The sequence below is a fragment of the Okeania sp. genome (assembly GCF_983059655.1).
In genome coordinates, this window is sequence record NZ_CEZPJD010000984.1 from 1 (window position 1) to 2,564 (window position 2,564).

The 2,564-nt window shown below is 35.5% G+C and carries 2 protein-coding genes; one reads left to right on the forward strand and one right to left on the reverse strand.

The genetic code is table 11. The features are described from left to right. Positions 1 to 382: 382 nt before the first annotated feature. On the reverse strand, positions 383 to 724 hold the full coding sequence (locus AC3DU7_RS30905; RefSeq protein ID WP_488043060.1) for an NfeD family protein: 342 nt from the start codon (positions 722 to 724) through the stop codon (positions 383 to 385). Positions 725 to 1,511: 787 nt separating this feature from the next. On the opposite strand from AC3DU7_RS30905, the gene AC3DU7_RS30910 reads away from it, so the two are divergent. After that, entirely contained in the window at positions 1,512 to 2,246 is a 735-nt protein-coding gene (locus AC3DU7_RS30910) for a tRNA1(Val) (adenine(37)-N6)-methyltransferase (RefSeq protein ID WP_488043061.1), read from the forward strand. The last annotated feature ends 318 nt before the right edge of the window (positions 2,247 to 2,564 follow it).

The following is a 2,564-nucleotide window of genomic DNA, read 5'->3' on the forward strand; positions in this document are numbered from 1 at the left end:
AGTGGGGGAGTGGGGGAGTGGGGGCAAACGGCCTTTTGCCTGTACACAGAATTATCACAATTTGAAAAAATAATGCTACAAAAAGGTAGATATTAATCGGATATGCTTACAGCGGTTTTCAAATTGATGAACTATAGCAATGTGCGCTGGCATATTTACAAATTTCAGGAACTGTCCAATAGCTAAAAGCTTTATATAATAAGCTTTTTATCCCCCTCCTGGGAGGGGTTAGGGGTGGGTTGCCTATTGCCTACTGCCTATTGCCTGCGCACAGCGCTATACATCTTCACAAGCAAAACCTTGTAGGGAGGTTCCATGGAACTTCCCTTTTTTTCAAAATTCCCCCTTTTCCTCCTTCTTCCCTCTTCCTTATTCCTTCTAATTACAACAAAATAAATAATAGTAGTAAAAATTTACCAGCCAATAATAAAGGTGCTGGTAACGGTAATTTCTTATCACTTCTATCGAGAGCCATATTATCATCATTGGGAATAGTATCTACAACGAGAGTGATACCATCATTACCTAAAACATATACTACTTCTCCTGTATTAATTGTAAAATCTTGGAGACATTTAGCATTCCATAAACTACCCCGATAACGAACTCTACCAAGTTGATTTGGTTGAATTATTTCATCAACTACTGCCTCTTTAGTCATGGAAAACAAATACCGGTTATTTGCATTATAAGTTTTGACAGCACCATTAAGACTATTTAACATTGTTCGCTCCTCTTCTATATATAAAGTTAATTGTGACGATTACCTGTGGAAAAATGGTAATTATTAGGTAAGCATTTCCTGCGGAATGCTGCGCAAACAGCAATCAGATGTATGAACAATATTCAAGCAATAACTGAGGTTAGGTTATACCCAATTTCATTAATGAATTTTAATTCTCCTTGGTGGATAATTCTCTTCTAGTATGATAATTAGTTAATAACACATAGCTGATAGCTGAAGGCTGACTGCTGAATGCTTACATTATTAGTTTCTCTATGACTTTGGGTTGAAAGTTTTCAGTATAATTTTCTTCTGTAGTATGTAGTCTGAATCCGCTAAAAATTTATTTTTGACTTTTGACTAATTCAAATAGTATTCACCAAATTAAACCTCTAATTGCCAACTACTATACAATAATTGGTGTTAGTTTTCTCTACATTTGAAGCTTCAGTCGTCTGAGTAGTAAATCTGGAACTTTTAGTCAAAATTAGAAATTTTTTATAGAAGGAAGAAATCAGAAGGCAGAAGGGAAGAAATTTTAAGTTTTTGATATGTCCGCACCCTTTTCTTCAACTGCTATAGTAGGTAATCAGAATTGATAAATTTCTAGAATGAAGAAAAAATAAATATTTTGCAGATTAATCCTGAAAAATATAAACTTAATAGATATTATTTGTATCTTTCCGAAATATGCAGATAGTAAGCTGATATACTAGGTATTTTAATGAACCCAGAATTCAGAAGTCAGAAATTATTTTTGTAAAACGCTAAACATAAAAATTAAAATATGGGAGGAAATGAATTTCGATTTAAACAGTTTACTATTCTGCAAGACCGATGTGCAATGAAAGTCGGTACTGATGGTACTTTATTAGGAGCATGGGTAGATATTTCTGGAGCAGAAAAAATTTTGGATATTGGTACTGGTACGGGCTTAATTTCTTTAATGTTGGCACAGCGTTCACTTCAGCGGTGCGAAACACTATCCCTTGCTCAAATTGATGCTGTAGAAATTGATGTTAACTCTTCTATTCAAGCTAGAGAAAATGTGGAGCGATCGCCATGGTTAGATAGGATTAAAATTTATAATTCTTCTATTCAGAAATATACGGAATCTTGTCAAAAGAAGTATGATTTAATAGTATCAAATCCACCTTTCTTTGAAAATGCTTCTAAGGCTGCAAAAAAAGCTAGAACAGTTGCCAGACATACAGACTTTCTTTCGCAAACTGATTTATTACAAACAGCGGTTCAACTTTTGTCCGATCAAGGTAGATTAGTTGTCATTTACCCGGTAGAGCAAGCTAAAAATTTTCAGACAAAAGCAAGGTTTTTCGGATTATTTTGCCACAAAAAACTATATGTAAAACCCATGCCACAAATTCCGACAAAGCGAATTTTGATGGAGCTAGGCAAAAATAAATTACCCCCTCAAGAAGATACTCTGATTATTGAAGCCAAACAATATTTATACACCCCTGAATTTATCGCATTAATCAAAGACTTTTACTTAAAATATTAATCTCCTTCCTTCTTCACTGAATTTAATAGATTTCTTCAAAAAAGAGAGTAGGGACGTTGCATGCAACATCCCTACAGAGGTTCTCCCGTACACGGCTGTTAATCCCTATAAATGGGGCGTTGCTGAATTAGGGTATGATTTTGCCCCCCTAGTGCAGAATGGCGGAAATAACTGACCAGTTACAAAATCCTAAAAGCCTTACCAATCAATACTTCTGACTTCTAACTTCTGACTTCTGACTTCCGCGTAGCGGCACTAGCCCCCCAAAATTGGGGGGGATAAAACTCTAAAAGTCCCCCAGAATTGGGGGATGCGCGG